The organism is Pseudomonas capeferrum, assembly GCF_013523055.1.
Lineage (GTDB): Bacteria > Pseudomonadota > Gammaproteobacteria > Pseudomonadales > Pseudomonadaceae > Aquipseudomonas > Aquipseudomonas capeferrum_A.
This window is the reverse complement of sequence record NZ_JAAMQM010000006.1, coordinates 228,925-246,366: the sequence shown is the minus strand read 5'-3', so window position 1 is coordinate 246,366 and position 17,442 is coordinate 228,925. Positions and strand designations below refer to the sequence as shown.

The window sequence follows — 17,442 nt, the reverse complement described above, 5'->3', positions numbered from 1 at the left end:
TGGATGAGTATAGGAAAATGGCAGGGGCGGCTGGATTCGAACCAACGCATGGCAGGATCAAAACCTGCTGCCTTACCGCTTGGCGACGCCCCTGTATCTGTTGCTTCGAATGCCTGGCACTCGGTTCCTAGAGCAGACTTTGAAGCGTGCGGTGCAACATCGATATGTTGCTTCCTTTGGCTACAAACCCTGTTTGGGTCTCTGAAAGAAGGGCCAGAACTTTATCAGCTTCGGCTTTGCTTGGGAAGGCCCCAAACACACAACTTCCAGTCCCGGTAAGTCGCGCTTTAGTGAATTTGCCAAGCAAATTCAGCGAGTTACGAACTTCCGGGTAACTCTGCTCTACGACCGGTTGGCAGTCATTTCGACTGTTTCCCTCGGGAACGGGGCGCATCTTAAGGGGGAGGGAATCACGTGTCAACAACGAATGCGAAAAAATTTCCGCTGTGCTGACAGACACTTGCGGCACCAGCACGACATACCAGGGCTCTTCGGGATCCACGGGCGTGAGCTGCTCGCCGACACCCTGGGCGAAGGCGGCATGGCCGCGCACGAAGACCGGTACGTCGGCGCCCAGGCCAAGGCCGAGTTCGGCCAGCTGTTCCTCACCGCTACCTAGCTGCCAGAGACGATCCAGGCCCAGCAGGGTGGTGGCCGCGTCGGAGCTGCCGCCGCCGATGCCGCCACCCATGGGCAAGCGTTTGTCCAGCCAGATGTCGGCACCGAGCGTGCAGCCCGAGGCCTGCTGCAGTTTTCTGGCCGCGCGCACGATCAGGTTGCTGTCGTGGGGTACCGTTTCAATCGCTGTGCGCAGGCGAATCTGACCGTCTTCGCGCAAGGCGAAGGTCAGTTCGTCGGCGTGATCGAGGAACTGGAACACGGTTTCCAGCTCGTGATAGCCGTCCGCTCGGCGACCGAGGATATGCAGCCACAGGTTCAGCTTGGCCGGTGCCGGCAGGGTCAGGGTAGTGGCAGTCATCGATCAGTGTCCCAGCTGCCGGGGCTGCCAGTCTTTCACCACCAGGGTGACGTCCAGATCCTTGCCATGCAGTTTCAGGCGCTCGGGCAACCAGTAGCCATTCTGTTCGGTGTAGTTCAGGTACTGCACCTGCCAGCCGTCCTGCTCGAGACTGGCCAGCCTGCTATTGCCGTCCAGGGTCAATTGGCTCTTGGTATCGGGCGCGGGCAGGCCGCGAACCCACCAGACCAGGTGCGAGACCGGCAAGCGCCAGCCCAGTTGTTCTTCGAGCAGGGCCTCGGGGCTGGGTGCCTCGAAGCGGCCCTGGTTGGCCACTTCCAGGACCACGCCTCCCGGGCGACCGGTTAGACGGGCGGCACCACGGCCCAGCGGGCCGGCAAGGCGGATGTCGTAATAGTCCTGGCGCTGCAGCCAGAACAGCGTGCCGCTGCCTGAGTCACGGGGCGCGCGGATGCCGACCTTGCCGTTGATCTGCCAGCCGTCGAGGCTGCTCAATTGTGTCTTGTGGGCGCGCCACTGTTGCGGGTTGCCCTGGCCCTCCAGGGCCTCGCGGGAACCGAAGCCGGCACAGCCGGCCAGCAAGGCGATGAGGACGAAGGTGATGCAATGGCGCAGGATCATGGCGTTAGAGAGTCTCGGATCCGGTCAGGCGCAACACGGTCTTGCGCAAGATAGGGCTGTCGGGTTGGGTTTCGAAGGCCTTGGCCCAGGTCTGGCGGGCCTCGCGGCGCTTGCCATTGGCCCAGAGCACTTCGCCCAGGTGAGCGGCTACTTCGTGGTCGGGGAAACGCTCCAGCGCCTGGCGCAGGATACGTTCGGCCTCGTCGAGGTTGCCCAGTCGATAATTGACCCAGCCCAGGCTGTCGAGCACTGCCGGATCTTCAGGGTTGAGCGCGTAAGCCTTGTCGATGAGCGCCTTGGCCTCGGCATAGCGCGTGGTGCGATCGGCAAGGGTATAGCCGAGCGCGTTCAAGGCCATGGCGTTTTCCGGTTCGCGGCTGATGATGGTGCGCAGGTCCTGCTCCATCTGTTTCAGGTCGTCGCGCTTCTCGGCCAGCATGGCGCGGGTATAAAGAAGGTTCGGGTCGCCCGGGTAGCGCGTGATGGCCTGCTGCAGGACCTGATCGGCCTGGGCGTCGCGGTCGTTGTTGCCCAACGCCTCGGCTTCGATCAGGTACAGCTGGATGGCATAGTCGGGCTGCGCTTCACGCGCATCGGCCAGCAGACGCGATGCCTCGGCGCTGCGTCCATTGGCGATGAGGATGTCGGCCTGGCGCAGCTGGGCAGCCAGATAGTCGTTGCCGGCACTGACCAGCGCGTACTCGCGCAGGGCGCCTTCGGGGTCATTGCGCTCTTCGCGGATACGTCCGAGATTGAGGTGCGCGGCGTCGACATTGCTGTCACGCTCGACCAGCTCCTGCAGGTAGCCCTCGGCTTCGTCCCAGTCCTTGTTCTCAAGGCTGACCAGGGCCAGCGAGTAGCGCAGTTCGTCGTCCTCGGGATACTCCTGGACCAGACTGGCGAATTCGGTCTTGGCTTCCAGCAGGCGGTCCTGTTCCACCAGGGTTCGCGCATAGGTCAAGCGCAGGCGCTTGTCTTCGGGGTTCTCGCGGATCGCCTTCTGCAGCAGCGGCAGGGCTTCCGGGCCGCGATCAAGCGCCTGCAGCAGGCGTGCGCGGAGCAGGATCGGAGCGATCTCGCCGTCCTGTGGCGGATGATCTTCGAGCAGGTCCAGCGCAGCCTGGATATTGCCATCCTGTTGCAGCAGCAGGGCCTTGCCGAAGACCAGTTGTCCATTATCGGGATACTTTTCCAGCAGGCGGTCGAAGCTCTGCTGCAGGCCGTTGCGGGTGCTTTGGTCGGTTTCGATGGCGGACAGGGCGAGGAAGTCGAAATGGGTGTCGCCCTTGCCCTGTAGCACCTTCTCCATGTAGGTCATGGACTCGTCGTAGCGTCCCGAACGTGCCAGCTGGATGGCGGCGGCACGCTGCGCATCGAGATTCTGCGGATCGTTGCGCGCCCAGATGAGGGCCGTGTCGAGGGCCGGCTCGTCGGCGCCCAGGTATTCGGCGATGCGATACGCCCGCTCGGAAACGGCGGCATCCTGAGTCTTCTCGGCTTCCTCGACGTAGGTGGCGAGGGCGATATCGAAGCGGTTGCGCTGACCGGCCAGTTCAGCCACCAGCAGGTTGTACAGGGTGTCCTGGCGAAACGATCCATACACCACCGGCGGCGCCGGTTCGGTCGGCGCGGCCTCGGCAACGGTGGGCTCGGCGTCCGTCTTGTGCGGAGCCAGGCTCTGACAGCCCTGTAGCAGGGCGAGGGCAAGCAGCAGTGCGTAGGATCTGTTCATAAGAGAGGCTTTGGAGGACTAACCGGCGGTCGGGGCAATCATGACACAAGCGTTGTGGCAAGCCCACCAACGATGGCCTTGGTTTATAGAGACAATAGCGAACGGTGGTTGTTCTGAATCCTGCGAAGTAGGACAATTATCGGCTTCCGTCACCATCAGCGACCTTGCATGGCCTTTCTTGCACTCGGGATCAACCATAAGACTGCCTCGGTAGACGTACGCGAGCGCGTGGCGTTTACGCCAGAGCAGCTGGTCGATGCCTTGCAGCAGCTCTGTCAACTGACCGCCAGCCGCGAGGCTGCGATCCTGTCGACCTGCAATCGTAGCGAGCTCTATATAGAGCAGGATCACCTGGCGGCCGACAGCGTTCTGCGCTGGCTGGCCGACTACCATCGGCTGAGCCTGGAAGAATTGCGCGCCAGCGCCTACGTGCATGAGGACCATGACGCAGTCCGCCACATGATGCGTGTCGCCTCCGGGCTCGACTCGCTGGTGCTCGGCGAGCCGCAGATCCTCGGCCAGATGAAGTCGGCCTACGCGGTGGCGCGTGAGGCCGGTACCGTCGGTCCGTTGCTCGGGCGCCTGTTCCAGGCCACCTTCAGCGCGGCCAAGCAGGTGCGCACCGATACGGCCATTGGCGAGAACCCGGTATCCGTGGCCTTCGCCGCTGTCAGCCTGGCGCGCCAGATCTTCAGTGACCTGGGCCGCAGCCAGGCACTGCTGATCGGTGCCGGCGAGACCATCACCCTGGTCGCTCGACATCTGCACGAGCAGGGCGTGCGGCGTATCGTCGTGGCCAACCGCACCCTCGAGCGGGCCAATATCCTGGCCGAGCAGTTCGGAGCGCATGCCGTGCTGCTGGCCGACATTCCCCAGGAGTTGGCGAACAGCGATATCGTCATCAGCTCTACCGCCAGTCAGTTGCCGATCCTTGGCAAAGGCGCCGTGGAAAGTGCGCTGAAGCAGCGCCGCCACAAGCCGATCTTCATGGTCGATATCGCCGTGCCTCGGGACATCGAGCCGGAAGTGGGTGAGCTGGACGATGTCTATCTTTATACCGTCGACGACCTTCACGATGTGGTCGCGGAAAACCTCAAGAGCCGTCAGGGTGCCGCCCAGGCCGCCGAAGAACTGGTAGCGGCAGGGGCCAGCGACTTCATGGTCCGTCTGCGTGAACTGGCGGCTGTGGACGTGCTCAAGGCCTATCGCCAGCAAAGTGAACGCCTGCGCGATGAAGAGCTGTACAAGGCCCAGCGTCTGCTGGCCAACGGCGGCAACCCGGAGGAGGTGCTTGCGCAACTGGCCCGGGGCCTGACCAACAAACTCCTGCATGCCCCCAGCGTGCAGTTGAAAAAGCTCTCAGCCGAGGGCCGCGTCGATGCGCTGGCCATGGCTCAGGAACTCTTCGCCCTCAACGAGGGCTCGACGGACAAGACCCCGCAATGAAAGCGTCGCTGCTGAACAAGCTGGATACCCTCCAGGACCGCTTCGAGGAACTGACCGCCCTGCTGGGCGATGCCGAGGTCATTTCCGATCAGACTCGTTTCCGGGCCTACTCGCGTGAATACGCCGAAGTAGAGCCGGTGATCACTGCTTACCAGGAATGGCGAAAAGTCCAGGATGATCTGGAAGGCGCCCAGGCCTTGCTCAAGGACAGCGATCCCGACCTGCGCGAGATGGCGGTCGATGAGGTGCGCGATGCCAAGGAGCGGTTGATCGACCTGGAGTCCACGCTTCAGCGGATGCTGCTGCCCAAGGATCCCAACGACGGGCGCAACGTGTTCCTCGAAATCCGCGCCGGCACCGGTGGCGACGAGGCGGCGATCTTCTCCGGAGACCTGTTCCGCATGTACTCGCGCTATGCCGAGAAACGCGGCTGGCGCCTGGAAATCCTCTCCGAGAACGAGGGGGAGCATGGCGGCTACAAGGAGATCATTGCCCGGGTCGAAGGCGATAGCGTCTACGGCAAGCTCAAGTTCGAGTCCGGCGCGCATCGCGTGCAGCGGGTTCCGGAGACCGAGTCCCAGGGCCGTATCCATACTTCGGCGTGCACCGTGGCGGTACTGCCCGAGCCGGACGAGCAAGTAGCGATCGAAATCAACCCCGCCGATCTGCGGGTCGACACCTATCGCGCATCGGGGGCCGGTGGTCAGCACATCAACAAGACCGACTCGGCCATCCGCATCACTCACTTGCCTACCGGTATCGTGGTCGAATGCCAGGAAGAGCGTTCCCAGCACAAGAACCGGGCTCGCGCCATGAGCTGGCTGTCGGCCAAGCTCAACGACATCCAGACCAGCGCCGCGCATAACGCCATCGCCAGCGAGCGCAAGCTGTTGGTCGGCTCCGGTGACCGCTCCGAGCGCATCCGCACCTACAACTATCCCCAGGGCCGGGTGACCGATCACCGCATCAACCTGACCCTGTACTCCCTCGACGAGGTCCTGGCCGGTGGCGTCGATGCCGTCATAGAACCCTTGCTGACCGAATACCAGGCCGATCAACTGGCCGCCCTGGGGGATTGAATGACGATCATTGCCAGCCTGCTGCGTGCCGCGCAGCTACCGGATTCACCGACAGAACGACTGGACGCGGAACTGCTGCTGGCCGCTGCCTTGGGCAAGTCGCGCAGCTACCTGCATACCTGGCCCGAACGTATCGTCAGCAGCGAGGCCGCGCATACCTTCTCGGCGTACCTGGCCCGTCGTCGCGCCGGAGAGCCCGTGGCCTACATCCTGGGCCAGCAAGGTTTCTGGAAGCACGACCTGGAAGTGGCGCCGCATACCTTGATCCCACGGCCAGAGACCGAACTGCTGGTCGAGGCCGCCCTGGAGCTGGTACCCGCGACGCCCGCCAGGGTACTCGACCTGGGCACGGGTACCGGTGCCATCGCCCTGGCATTGGCCGGTGAGCGCCCGGCCTGGCAGATCACTGCGGTCGACCGTGTGGCCGAGGCCGTGGCCCTGGCCGAGCGCAATCGCCAGCGCCTGCGTCTGGAGAACGTCCAGGTTCGTGCCAGTCACTGGTTCGAGGCGTTGGTGGACGAACATTACCACCTGATCATCAGCAACCCGCCCTACATCGCCGCCCAGGACCCACACCTGATCGCCGGTGACGTGCGTTTCGAACCCAGCAGTGCCCTGGTCTCGGGCCCCGATGGCCTCGACGACCTGCGCACGATCATCGCCCAGGCACCGGCCCATCTGCTACCCGGAGGCTGGTTGCTGCTCGAGCACGGATACGACCAGGCCGAAGCGGTTCGCGAACTGCTGAGAGCCCATGGTTTCGGCGAATTGACCAGTCGCCAGGACCTGGCGGGCCATCCGCGTATCAGTCTGGGGCGCCTGGCATGCTGAGCGACCATGAACTGTTGCGCTACAGCCGGCAGATCCTGCTTTCACAGGTCGATATCGAGGGGCAGCTGCGCATCAAGCGTGGCAAGGCCTTGATCGTCGGCCTCGGCGGTCTGGGTTCTCCCGTGGCACTCTACCTGGCCGCGGCCGGTGTCGGCGAACTGCACTTGGCAGACTTCGACACGGTCGACCTGACCAACCTGCAGCGCCAGGTGCTTCACGACACTGCCAGCATCGGCATGAGCAAAGTGGATTCGGCCCTGCAGCGCCTGCAGGCGATAAACCCGGACATCACGCTGGTCGCCCATCGCCAGGCGCTTGATGAAGACTCCTTGGCCGCGACCGTGGCCGCGGTCGACCTGGTACTGGACTGCTCGGACAATTTCGCCACTCGTGAAGCTGTCAACGCCGCTTGCGTCGTGGCCGGTCGACCCTTGGTCAGCGGCGCGGCGATACGTCTGGAAGGTCAGTTGTCGGTGTTCGATACCCGACTCGACCACAGTCCCTGCTATCACTGTCTCTACGGCCATGGCAGCGAAGCGGAGCTGACCTGCAGCGAAGCTGGCGTGATTGGTCCGCTGGTCGGGCTGGTAGGCAGCCTGCAAGCATTGGAAGCGCTGAAACTGCTGGCCGGTTTCGGGGAGCCCCTGATCGGTCGTCTGCTGCTGATCGACGCGCTGGGAACGCGGCTGCGAGAATTGCGGGTCAAGCGTGATCCGGGTTGCGCGGTGTGCGCCAACCGCCATGGCTGAAGCCAGCGCACCGGTAGGTGTGATGGACTCGGGGGTCGGCGGTTTGTCGGTGCTCGCCGAGATTCACCGTCTGCTGCCTCGCGAGTCGCTGCTCTACGTGGCCGATTGCGGCCATGTGCCCTATGGCGAAAAATCCCCGGACTACATCCGCCAGCGCTGTCGGCTGATCGCGGCGTTTTTCCGTGAGCAAGGCGCCAAGGCCATGGTCCTGGCGTGCAATACCGCCACGGTAGCCGCGGTCGCGGACCTGCGCGAGCGCTATCCCGATTGGCCGCTGGTAGGCATGGAGCCGGCGGTGAAACCGGCGGCGGCCGCCACCCGCTCGGGCGTGGTAGGGGTCCTGGCCACCACGGGAACCTTGCAGAGCGCCAAGTTCGCCGCGTTGCTCGATCGCTTCGCCAGCGATGTCCGTGTGATAACCCAGCCATGTCCCGGTCTCGTCGAATGCATCGAGGCGGGTGATCTGGAGAGCCCTCTGTTGCGGCGGTTGCTGCAGGGCTACGTGGAGCCTCTGTTACACGCCGGTTGCGATACCTTGATCCTGGGTTGTACCCACTACCCCTTCCTGCGACGCCTGCTCGCCGACATGGTCCCGAAGGACGTGGCCATCATCGATACCGGTTCCGCCGTGGCCAGGCAGTTGCAGCGTCTTCTGGGCAAGCACAACCTGTTGGCCCATGCCTCCCCTTGCACGACACGGTTCTGGAGCAGTGCAGATCCGGACAATCTGAAAAAGATTCTGCCATTGCTCTGGAATAAATCTGACGATGTGCAAAGATTTCAGTTGTAAAAAAAACGTGAAAAATTTCGCGTAGAGCTGAACTATCGTACTACTGCAGATTTCTATTCCTTGCCTGATTGAGGCAGAGATCTAAAAAACAGAATTTGGATAAGGATGTTTCTCATGAAGAAACTGTTTTGCTTGGTAGCGACTGCTGCCTTGACCCTGGGGCAGGCAATTTCGGCGCAGGCTGCGGACGTTTCGCTCTCGGTGGGGCAGACAGGCGATTCGACCATGGTCTACCGGTTGGGGCTGCAGTCGAATTGGGACGTAAGCTGGTGGCAGACCAGCGTTGGTCGCGTCACCGGCTACTGGGATGGTGCCTACACGTTCTGGGACGGTGACGAAACCGCGAGCAACCACAGTCTTTCGTTCGCGCCAGTATTCGTCTATGAGTTTGCCGGCGAGTCGGTCAAGCCGTATATCGAAGCAGGCATCGGCGTCGCTGCCTTCTCCAGCACCGAGCTGGAAAGCAACCAGCTGGGTTCGTCCTTCCAATTCGAAGACCGTATCGGCGTGGGCCTGCGCTTCGCCGGCGGCCATGAGGTCGGCATTCGTGCGATCCACTACTCCAACGCAGGCTTGCAGTCGCCGAACGACGGCGTCGAGAGCTATGCGTTGCACTATCGCATGCCGCTTTGACTCCATCGGCCCCGAACCTGACAGGTTCGGGGCTGGCGCTTAGCGTGGCAGTGGCCAAAGGCTGCTGACACTCATCGCTTCGAGCACCAGCTCTGCCGGACGTTGGGGCAGATACTCCAGAATCTTCCTTGCCGCGGAATCCGGCGTCCATTCCTGGGGTACAGCCTTGGTCGGACTCGCCGGGACCGTCAAAGGTCGTGGGGCCACAAGCGTCAAGCTGATGCCGCGCTCCTTCACTAAGCCTTGTCGATCCCTGAACCACTGCGCGAGGTCGTTGCCGAGCGAAGCCGGCTCATCCTGAGCGCCCAGCTGGCGGGCCGAGTGTCGGCTGAGTATCGCCATGACCTGCGCCGACTTGCCCTTGTCGAGCAAGGGGATGGCGTTATCCAGGCAGTACTCGCTGGCGGCGCGATTGGTGGTGACAAGCGCTTCGAGAAGCTCGTTGTCATCCACATCGTGCGGGAGGTAATCGCAGGTACCCGCATTGATGATCAAGGTATCCAGCCCACCCCACTTGCGCGCTATTTCCCGGGCTGCGTCGACCGCCTGATCCTCTTGGTGCAACGCGCCTGGCAGCAGCAGCAAGCGCGACGAATAGCGTTTTGCCAGGTCACCCAGGCTATCGGCATGTCTTACGCTTGCGGCCACTCGATAGCCCTGCAGGAGCAGGTGTGCCACCAGTGCCATGCCTAGTCCTTCCGTAGCTCCGGTAATCCATGCGCTACGTGGGATATTCGCTGTCATGTCCTCGACTCCTACCAGTCAAGCCCTTGAAGGCTTCAAGGGCTCGCTGGCGACTGCTTCGGAGGTCAACCATTGGCCCCGGATAACTATTTGTAGCAAGGAAACCAGTACTTTTGTACGGGGCGTGTACTGATTTCTTATCCAGTCCTTGCAGTTCTGGAAGCCAGCGGCAAATGAAACGGCCCTCAGGATCGAAGCGCTGGGACTGGGTGACAGGGTTGAAGACCCGGAAGTAGGGTACCGAGTCGGTGCCAGTCGAAGCGCTCCATTGCCACCCTCCGTTGTTGGCGGCCAAGTCGCCATCGATCAGGTGGCGCATGAAATAGCGTTCTCCCAGGCGCCAGTCGATCAGCAGGTTCTTGCTGAGGAACATGGCAACGATCATCCGCAGGCGGTTATGCATCCAGCCGGTCTCGTGCATCTGACGCATTGCCGCGTCGATCAGGGGAAATCCGGTGCGTCCTTCCTGCCACGCATGGAGTTCTTCGGGAGCATTGCGCCACGGCAGGGCTTCGGTATGGCTTCGGAAGGCGCGATGGCGAGAGACCTGGGGATAACCCACCAGGATGTGTTTGTAGAATTCGCGCCACAGCAATTCGTTGACCCAGGTTTGCACACCGTCATTACCGCTATCGAACTCGCCGCGGTTGCTTGATAGCGCGGCATGCAGGCACTGGCGTGGCGAGATCACGCCAGCGGCCAGGTAGGCCGACAGCTGGCTGGTGCCGGGGACCGCGGGCAGGTCGCGCAGGCGCGTGTAGTCCTCGGCGGTCTCGTCCAGGAATCGCTGCAGACGCTGATGCGCCTCTGCCTCTCCTTCGGGCCAGTACTGGCGCAACGTGGGGGAGGGCTGGGCAAAACCGTCGATCCGGTATGGCAGCGGGTCGCTGGAGATCTTCAACGGTGCCTGGGGTCCTACCCGAGGCGCCAAGGCCGGAAGACTGCGATGCAGGTGTTCATGGCAGGCCCTGCGGAACTGGCCGAAGACCTGGAAATAATGCCCGCTGCGGGTCAACACCGTTCCAGGGCGGAAAAGCACTTGGTCGAGATGGCTATGCACCGTCAAGCCCTGCGCTTCGAGCGCATGGCGCGTGGCCTCGTCACGCAGGGTCTCGTTGACACCGTATTCCTCGTTCCAGTGCACGGCCTGGACCTGATGCTGCTGGCAAAGCGCGCGTACGACGTCCGGTGCCTCCTGCCAGGTATCGGCCTTGCGAATGAGTAGAGGGATATTCAGTCCATCGAGGGTCTTGCGCAAGCTGCGCAGGTTGCGCAGCCAGAAGTCGACCTTGCAGGGCGCATCGTCATGCATTTGCCATTGGCTTGGGCTGATCAGCCATAGCGCAAGCGTGGGGCCGCGTTCGCAGGCAGCGGCAAGGGCGGTATTGTCAGCGACGCGCAGATCGTTGCGCAGCCAGATCAGTTGCATGGTCAGGGGTCTCTGCCGTGAGGATTGTCGTGTTCGCTCAGGATTGCTGCAGGCGCTGCAAGGCCATCTGCGGGCTGTCGAACAGGTGCAGGTTTGGTAATTCCAGGGCCTGTAGCTGATCCCGATGCACGGAAAGCGCCGGGCCACCGATCAAGGTTGGAAGCTGCAAGGGTCGCAGGGCGCGCTGCAGTGCTCGCGCATCGATCTTCTGGCCGACGCAGAGCAGTACGGCACTCGGTTTCAACTGGAGTACCGCCTCGTGCAACTGCGCGCCTGAAACCGACCACTCGAGGATCTCGACCGGAAATCCACTGTTGCTCAGCAGCCAGGCACATAGCCAGAGATGACTGTCGAAGGGCTGGTCGTTGTCGCTGGCAAGCAGGACCGCGGGGCCCTCCAGCGAATGATTGTTGTGATGAACCCGTGTACCCAGCTTGCTGCGCAGCCAGGAATGGAAGAAGACCTGCTCGAGCCGGGCATTGAAACGCGTGCGCCAGCGCTCGGCCAACTGGTCCAGCAAGGGTAGCAACAGATGCTCGCAAACCGTGACGGCCGGGTAGAGCGCTACCGCCTGGTTGAACAGATGATCCAGAGGGCGTTGGGCCAGATTGCCGATCGCATCGACCAGTTGCTGGCAACGGGGCTGCCAATCACCTTGCGGAGGTGTGATAGCAGCAGGTTGAGCGTCCAGCAGGCCACGCACCTGGCTGACCGAGGCGCCGCGTTGCAGCCAATGCAATACGGCCTGGACGCGTTCGATCTGTGTCTGCGAATAGAGTCGGTGGCCTTTTTCGGTACGCTGCGGAGTGAGCAATCCGTAGCGGCGTTCCCAGGCACGCAAGGTCACCGGGTTCACCCCGGTCAGCCTGGCCACTTCGCGGATCGGCAGCAAGAGTTCAGATGGCATTACGTAGCCCCAGACGCGCGGGGTGCGGGTGCAAGTAGGCTTGCTGCAATAGATAGGGGTCCGGATGATTGCGCAGATGATGCTTGAGCAGCGTCAAGGGCACGACCAAGGGCACGATGCCCCCCTGATACTGGTTGATCACTTGTTGCAGTTCCGCCTTGTCGTCCCTGTCCAGGACGTTACGGAAATAGCCGCTCAGGTGTTGCAGCACATTGCTGTGCGTGCCACGGCTTGCGCAGCGGCCGAGGGCCGTCATCAACTGGCCGAAATAATGCTGGCCCACTTGCTGGGGATCGTCCTCGCGGCTCATGGTGCCCAGCAATCTACCGATGTCGCGGTAGGCTTGCGGGTTGTTGGCCATCAAGAGGTACTTGTAGCGGGAATGAAAGCCGATCAGCGCGCCGCGGCTCAAGCCATCGGCGAGCAATTGCTGCCAATCGGCATAGGCATAGACCCGGCTGATGAAGTTTTCACGCAGGACTGGATCATGCAAGCGGCCTTCTTCTTCCACAGGCAACTCTGGCCGCAAGGCACAGAACGCGTCGGCATAGGCACCCCGACCCCCTTTGACGGCGGGGTGGCCGTTATCCTGGTAGACCTTGACCCGCTCCAGTCCGCAGGATGGCGATTTTTGCATGAAGATGTAGCCGCAGATGTCGGTCAGCTCTTTAGCCATCTGTGCGCCGTAGGCGCGCAGGGGGCCGGAAACGTTGAGGGTGGAGTTACGGGTGCCCACTACTTCAGGGTTGTCCGGATCACCGACCAGGCGAATCGGATCCCGAGGCGTGCCAAGGCCGATGGCCATCTCAGGGCAAAGGGGCACCCATTCAAAATGTTCTTCAAGCAGCTCGCGGCAAAGGGCAGAGGCCTTGTGTCCACCGTTGTAACGCACGTTACTCCCCATGAGACAGGCGCTGATGCCGATGCGAGGCTTTTCCAATGCGGGTTGCGTGCTCATCGCCTTCTCCAGAATAACTTGTACGGCTGACAATTACTGTACAAGACAATTCCACCAAAGCGACGAACAGATTCAAAAGAATCGAGCGGACGGACTCAGTCCAGGTGTTCGAGAAGACGACGCGCCGCTTCCTGGCCACTGAGCCAAGCACCTTCAACCCGGCCCGAAAGACACCAGTCGCCGCAGGCATACAACCCCTGGTCGGCATCCGCCAGCGCGCCCCATTCGTGGCTGCCGGCGGGGCGTGCATAGAGCCAGCGATGAGCCAGGGAAAACGTCGGTTCGGGCATGACGCAGCCGACCAGCTCGGCGAACTCGCCACGCAGTTGTTCGATGACATCCTCCTTGGGCAGATCGATATGCTGTTTGCTCCAGTTGGAGGAAGCATGAAGCACCCAGGTATCCAGTTGCTCGTTACGGCCGGGCTTGCTGCGGTTGCGGGCCAGCCAGTCGATCGGATTGTCCTGCACGAAGCAACCTTGCATCGGCGTAGCCAGTGGCGTCTGGAAGCCTAGGGCGATGGCCCATGTCGGTTCCATCTGTACGCCTGCCGCGACTGCCGCCAGCTTGGGAGTGGCGACCAGCAGTTGGGTGGCCTGCGGCGCGGGGACGGCGATCACCACGCGGCTGAAGGGCCCGTGGCTGCATCCGTCGGTATCCTGCAGGTGCCAGAACTGCTTGCCGCGGAACACCTCGGCGATACGGCAGCCGAAATTCACTGTCACGTCCTTGAGCAGGCCGCGCGTGATGGCGCTCATGCGTGGCACGCCGACCCAGCGAACCTGCTCATCGGGGGAAGGGGTCAGTTGACCGTTGCGGTAGTTGTAGAGCTGGGGCTTCCATTGCTCGGCCCAGCCTGCGGTGACCCAGTGCTGGACTTCGTCGACGAAGCGGCGGTCACGCGCGGTGAAGTATTGAGCGCCCAAGTCCAGCGCACCGGCCTCGCTGCGCTTGCTGGCCATGCGACCGCCACTGCCATGGCCCTTGTCGAAAAGATGGACGCTCTGTCCGGCCTTCTGCAAGGCCTGGGCGGCGGACAGGCCGGCAATACCGGCACCGATGATTGCAATAGGTACTGTCATAATGGCCTCTTCGAAACCTGGTTGAGTGCAGCGTACGCTGCTTGGCAAACCTGTACAATGCCTAAAACTTGTATAAGGTTATTCCGCTCAATACGACAGGTTGGCCTATGTTTATCGAGAGCGTACGGTCAAAAATCCCTTGCTTTTAAAATAGACCACGAGCGGGCTCCGTGAGGACACACCCATGCATATATTGCTGACCGGTGGTACAGGTTTGATAGGCAGGCATCTCTGCCAGCTCTGGACCCACCAGGGTCACACCCTGACCGTCCTGAGCCGCCGACCCGACCAGGTATCGCGTCTTTGCGCGCGTGGAGCGCGTGGCATCGCGCGGCTCGAGGAGCTGAGGGCGGACGAAACGGTGGACGCCGTGGTCAACCTGGCGGGGGCGCCGATTGCCGATCGGCCCTGGACCGCAGCCAGGCGCAAGGTGCTCTGGGGCAGTCGGATCGCGTTGACCGAGCGTCTGCTGGCCTGGCTTGAGCAGCGCGAGCAGCGCCCCGAGGTCCTGATCTCGGGTTCCGCCGTGGGTTGGTACGGCGATGGCGGCGAACGCGAGCTGAATGAGGGGTCGCCGCCGGTGAAGGAGGATTTCGCCAGCCAACTGTGTATCGCTTGGGAGGAAACCGCGGTCCGCGCGCAGACCCTGGGCATGCGTGTGGTGCTAGTGCGCACCGGCCTGGTACTGGCGGGTGATGGGGGATTTCTGTCACGCCTGCGAGTGCCCTTCAAGTTGGGTCTGGGCGGCCCTCTGGGCAGTGGCCGGCAGTGGATGCCCTGGGTGCATCTGGAAGATCAGATCGCCCTCATAGATTTTCTCCTCAAGCACAAGGATACCAGCGGTCCTTATAATGCCTGTGCTCCCGAACCGGTACGCAACCGAGAGTTCGCCAAGCAGTTGGGAAAGGCCTTGCATCGTCCAGCCTTCCTGCCAATGCCGGCCTTCCTGCTCAAGGCCGGGCTTGGCGAGCTTTCGACCCTGTTGCTGGGCGGCCAGCGCGCGCGTCCCGTGCGCCTGCTCGACGCCGGTTTCACCTTCCGCTACAACGATCTGCAATCGGCCCTGGACAACCTGTCCAGTCGCCTCTGACAAAGGACGCTGCATGACCGATCACGCGCTGTTGCTGGTCAACCTGGGCTCACCGGCTTCGACTTCGGTGCCCGATGTGCGCCGCTACCTCAATCAGTTCCTGATGGACCCCTATGTCATCGATCTGCCCTGGCCGGTACGCAGGCTGCTGGTGTCGCTGATCCTGGTCAAGCGACCCGAGCAGTCGGCCCACGCCTACGCCTCCATCTGGTGGGACGAGGGTTCGCCATTGGTGGTGCTGACGCGTCGCCTGCAGGCTGCCATGGCTGCGCAGTGGCGACATGGACCGGTCGAGATCGCCATGCGCTACGGCCAGCCCGCCTTGCCGGATGTCCTCGCGCGCCTGGCTGCCGACGGCGTGCGTAAAGTGACCCTGGCACCGCTCTATCCCCAGTTTGCCGACAGTACGGTGACCACCGTGGTCGAGCTTGCCAGGCAAGTCATCGACGAGCGTAAGCTGGCGCTGGAGATGAGGGTGCTCAAGCCCTTCTACGATCAGCCGGAATATATCGAAGCGCTGGTCGAAAGCGCGCGGCCGCATCAGCAGCGAGACTTCGACCACTTGCTGATGAGCTTTCACGGGCTGCCCGAGCGTCACCTCAAAAAGCTCGACCCTACGGGTGCTCATTGTTTCCAGAGCCCTGACTGCTGCGCCCAAGCCGGGCCCGAGGTACGTGCGGTGTGCTACCGCGCGCAGTGCCTGGCGACGGCACGCCTCTTCGCCGAGAAGATGGGGCTGCCGGATGGCAAGTGGTCGGTATCGTTCCAGTCGAGGCTGGGTCGTGCGAAGTGGATCGAGCCTTACACCGAGACCCGTCTGGACGAATTGGCCAAGGCCGGCGTCAAGAAGCTGTTGGTCATGTGCCCGGCGTTCGTGGCCGACTGTATCGAGACCCTGGAAGAGATCGGTGATCGCGGTCGCGAGCAGTTTATCGAGGCAGGAGGGGAGGAGCTGGTGCTGGTGCCTTGTCTCAACGATCACCCGCAATGGGCACAGGCCTTGAACGGCTTGTGCGAGAAAGCCTGACCCAGCGGCCCAGGACAGTTGTCCGTCATGCCCTCCAGCATCCTGGCTCGAGGACATGACATCGACTGTCAGTGCATGAGGTCGTCCGGCTTCTTGTTCTTCCAGCCGTCGTTGCCTGGCAACAGCAGATTGAGGACGATGGCGACGATGGCGCACAGGGCGATGCCCTTGAGGCCCCAGTCATCCGGGCCGTCGCCACTGCCAACCAGGACGCCACCGATGCCGAAGACCAGCGTGACCGAGACGATCACCAGGTTGCGGGCCTCGGACAGGTCGACCTGGTGACGGATCATGGTGTTCATGCCCACGGCGGCGATCGAGCCGAACAGCAGGCACAGAATGCCACCCATCACCGGTACCGGGATGCTTTGCAGCAAGGCACCGAACTTGCCGATGAAGGCCAGACCGATGGCGAATATCGCCGCCCAGGTCATGATCTTCGGGTTGTAGCTCTTGGTCAGCATCACCGCGCCGGTCACTTCGGCGTAGGTGGTGTTGGGCGGGCCGCCGAACAGGCCTGCTGCGGTGGTCGCCAGGCCGTCGCCCAGCAGCGTACGGTGCAGGCCGGGTTTTTTCAGGTAGTCACGGCCGGTCACGCTACCGACCGCGATCACGCCGCCGATGTGTTCGATCGCCGGAGCCAGGGCCACGGGCACGATGAACAGGATAGCCTGCCAGTTGAACGCCGGTGCCGTGAAGTTCGGGAGCTCGAGCCAGGGAGCCGCGGCGATCTTGGCTGTGTCGACGACGCCGAAGGAGAACGCCAGGGCGAAGCCCACCAGTACGCCGGAGATGATCGGGACCAGACGGAACATGCCCTTGCCGAATACCGCGATGATCAAGGTGGTCAGCAGCGCCGGCATGGAGATCATCATGGCCGTGCCATACGGCATCAGCACACTGCCGTCGCCAGCCTTGCCCATGGCCATGTTGGCGGCGATCGGTGCCATGGCCAGGCCGATGGAAATGATCACCGGGCCGATCACCACCGGAGGCAGCATGCGATCGATGAACCCCGTACCCTTGATCTTCACCGCCAGGCCCATGAAGGTGTAGACGAAACCGGCCGCCATCACCCCGCCCATGGTCTCGGCAAGGCCGAACTGACCCTTGGCGAGAATGATCGGGGTGATGAAGGCGAAGCTCGAAGCCAGGAATACCGGCACCTGACGTCCGGTTACCAGCTGGAACAGCAAGGTCCCCAGACCCGCGGTGAACAGCGCGACGTTAGGATCGAGGCCGGTGATCAGCGGCATCAGCACCAAGGCGCCGAATGCCACGAAGAGCATCTGCGCGCCCGAGACGACCTGGCGCCAGAGCGGGTCGTTGAAGCCGTCCTGCATGG

At 62.6% G+C, this 17,442-nt stretch carries 17 protein-coding genes and 1 tRNA gene; 8 read left to right on the top strand and 10 right to left on the bottom strand.

The features are described from left to right. Window positions 1-18 precede the first annotated feature (18 nt). From G7009_RS09375 to G7009_RS09360, 4 genes are all read right to left on the bottom strand, one after another. Window positions 19-93, bottom strand: a tRNA-Gln gene (locus G7009_RS09375). A 34-nt stretch (window positions 94-127) separates the two neighbouring features. After that, window positions 128-979 carry a 4-(cytidine 5'-diphospho)-2-C-methyl-D-erythritol kinase gene (ispE, locus tag G7009_RS09370; RefSeq protein WP_181129715.1) on the bottom strand — a complete coding sequence of 284 codons (852 nt, stop codon included), beginning with the start codon at window positions 977-979 and terminating at the stop codon, window positions 128-130. Window positions 980-982: 3 nt separating this feature from the next. Continuing rightward, window positions 983-1,600 (bottom strand): lipoprotein insertase outer membrane protein LolB, encoded by a 618-nt coding sequence (lolB, locus tag G7009_RS09365; protein WP_181129714.1) that lies wholly within the window; start codon window positions 1,598-1,600, stop codon window positions 983-985. A gap of 4 nt (window positions 1,601-1,604) precedes the next feature. Then, window positions 1,605-3,332, bottom strand: coding sequence for a tetratricopeptide repeat protein (locus tag G7009_RS09360; protein WP_181129713.1), 1,728 nt, complete (start codon window positions 3,330-3,332; stop codon window positions 1,605-1,607). A 168-nt stretch (window positions 3,333-3,500) separates the two neighbouring features. Between G7009_RS09360 and hemA the strand changes: the two genes are divergently transcribed. The 6 genes from hemA to G7009_RS09330 all read left to right on the top strand — a co-directional run bounded on the left by hemA (window position 3,501) and on the right by G7009_RS09330 (window position 8,860). Beyond that, window positions 3,501-4,778, top strand: a complete 1,278-nt coding sequence (hemA, locus tag G7009_RS09355; RefSeq protein WP_181129712.1) for a glutamyl-tRNA reductase — start codon at window positions 3,501-3,503, stop codon at window positions 4,776-4,778. Continuing rightward, window positions 4,775-5,857 carry a peptide chain release factor 1 gene (gene prfA / locus G7009_RS09350; protein ID WP_181129711.1) on the top strand — a complete coding sequence of 361 codons (1,083 nt, stop codon included), beginning with the start codon at window positions 4,775-4,777 and terminating at the stop codon, window positions 5,855-5,857. The genes hemA and prfA overlap by 4 nt, the downstream gene beginning before the upstream one ends. Then, entirely contained in the window at window positions 5,858-6,688 is an 831-nt protein-coding gene (prmC, locus tag G7009_RS09345; RefSeq protein ID WP_181129710.1) for a peptide chain release factor N(5)-glutamine methyltransferase, read from the top strand. Next, entirely contained in the window at window positions 6,682-7,437 is a 756-nt protein-coding gene (locus G7009_RS09340) for a molybdopterin-synthase adenylyltransferase MoeB (protein WP_181129709.1), read from the top strand. The genes prmC and G7009_RS09340 overlap by 7 nt, the downstream gene beginning before the upstream one ends. Further along, window positions 7,430-8,227 (top strand): glutamate racemase, encoded by a 798-nt coding sequence (gene murI, locus G7009_RS09335; RefSeq protein WP_181129708.1) that lies wholly within the window; start codon window positions 7,430-7,432, stop codon window positions 8,225-8,227. The genes G7009_RS09340 and murI overlap by 8 nt, the downstream gene beginning before the upstream one ends. Window positions 8,228-8,332: 105 nt before the next feature. Next, window positions 8,333-8,860 (top strand): acyloxyacyl hydrolase, encoded by a 528-nt coding sequence (locus G7009_RS09330; protein ID WP_181129707.1) that lies wholly within the window; start codon window positions 8,333-8,335, stop codon window positions 8,858-8,860. 39 nt (window positions 8,861-8,899) lie between these two features. Here G7009_RS09330 and G7009_RS09325 read toward each other — a convergent pair whose 3' ends face one another. The 5 genes from G7009_RS09325 to G7009_RS09305 all read right to left on the bottom strand — a co-directional run bounded on the left by G7009_RS09325 (window position 8,900) and on the right by G7009_RS09305 (window position 13,980). Further along, on the bottom strand, window positions 8,900-9,604 hold the full coding sequence (locus G7009_RS09325) for an SDR family NAD(P)-dependent oxidoreductase (protein ID WP_181129706.1): 705 nt from the start codon (window positions 9,602-9,604) through the stop codon (window positions 8,900-8,902). Beyond that, window positions 9,582-11,033, bottom strand: coding sequence for a deoxyribodipyrimidine photo-lyase (gene phrB, locus G7009_RS09320; RefSeq protein WP_181129705.1), 1,452 nt, complete (start codon window positions 11,031-11,033; stop codon window positions 9,582-9,584). The genes G7009_RS09325 and phrB overlap by 23 nt, the downstream gene beginning before the upstream one ends. A 37-nt stretch (window positions 11,034-11,070) precedes the next feature. Further along, window positions 11,071-11,940, bottom strand: coding sequence for a MerR family transcriptional regulator (locus G7009_RS09315; RefSeq protein WP_181129704.1), 870 nt, complete (start codon window positions 11,938-11,940; stop codon window positions 11,071-11,073). Beyond that, entirely contained in the window at window positions 11,930-12,898 is a 969-nt protein-coding gene (locus tag G7009_RS09310; protein ID WP_181129703.1) for a DUF523 and DUF1722 domain-containing protein, read from the bottom strand. The genes G7009_RS09315 and G7009_RS09310 overlap by 11 nt, the downstream gene beginning before the upstream one ends. A gap of 95 nt (window positions 12,899-12,993) precedes the next feature. Continuing rightward, window positions 12,994-13,980 (bottom strand): NAD(P)/FAD-dependent oxidoreductase, encoded by a 987-nt coding sequence (locus G7009_RS09305; protein WP_181129702.1) that lies wholly within the window; start codon window positions 13,978-13,980, stop codon window positions 12,994-12,996. A 184-nt stretch (window positions 13,981-14,164) separates the two neighbouring features. On the opposite strand from G7009_RS09305, the gene G7009_RS09300 reads away from it, so the two are divergent. Together G7009_RS09300 and hemH are read left to right on the top strand one after the other, a co-directional pair. After that, window positions 14,165-15,070 (top strand): TIGR01777 family oxidoreductase, encoded by a 906-nt coding sequence (locus G7009_RS09300; RefSeq protein WP_181129701.1) that lies wholly within the window; start codon window positions 14,165-14,167, stop codon window positions 15,068-15,070. Between the two features lie 13 nt (window positions 15,071-15,083). Next, window positions 15,084-16,097, top strand: a complete 1,014-nt coding sequence (gene hemH, locus G7009_RS09295; RefSeq protein WP_181129700.1) for a ferrochelatase — start codon at window positions 15,084-15,086, stop codon at window positions 16,095-16,097. A gap of 68 nt (window positions 16,098-16,165) precedes the next feature. Here the strand turns inward: hemH and G7009_RS09290 are convergent, their stop codons facing one another. Beyond that, a complete protein-coding gene (locus tag G7009_RS09290) occupies window positions 16,166-17,440 on the bottom strand; it encodes a uracil-xanthine permease family protein (RefSeq protein ID WP_181129699.1) in 1,275 nt (424 codons plus the stop codon). Between the last annotated feature and the right edge of the window lie 2 nt (window positions 17,441-17,442).